Genomic DNA, 451 nt, shown 5'->3' on the forward strand with positions numbered 1-451 from the left:
CGTCCAGCAGCGCCCCGACGTCGCGCAGCGCCGGGCTGGTCAGCGCAACGAACGCTGCGATCGCGAGTATCCGCCGCCCGATACGCACCTGGGTCCCCCTTTGAGAATCCGAAACACCTCACACCCAAGGTACGACAATAATGCCTGGTGCCGACGCCGTACGGGCCTGCGAACCGTCACCCTCAGCCCGTCTCCACCCGGATCTCCACCCCCGCACCGAGGACGACAGATCATCGGGCCGCCTACCTTCGCGGCATGACTCGAATCCCCCGCGGTACGGGTGTGACCTGCGCCGCGCTGCTGTCGACCGCCTTGGCGCTGGCCACCGCGACGCCACCCGCGATCGCCACCGCCGCCAACGCCGCAGCCGCCGCCGCCACGTCCGCCGGCGTCACCCCGGCCGCCGAATCCATGCCGCAGACCGCACTCACCTGGGGCACCTGCCCCACCC

General features: G+C 71.2%; 1 protein-coding gene. It reads left to right on the forward strand.

From position 1 onward, the window contains the following. Window positions 1-255: 255 nt before the first annotated feature. Window positions 256-451 (forward strand): hypothetical protein (locus tag GWK61_RS55255; protein WP_194922380.1); only part of this gene is annotated, 196 nt, incomplete at its 3' end.

The sequence above is a fragment of the Catenulispora rubra genome, assembly GCF_015356825.1.
Taxonomy (GTDB): Bacteria; Actinomycetota; Actinomycetes; order Streptomycetales; family Catenulisporaceae; genus Catenulispora; species Catenulispora rubra.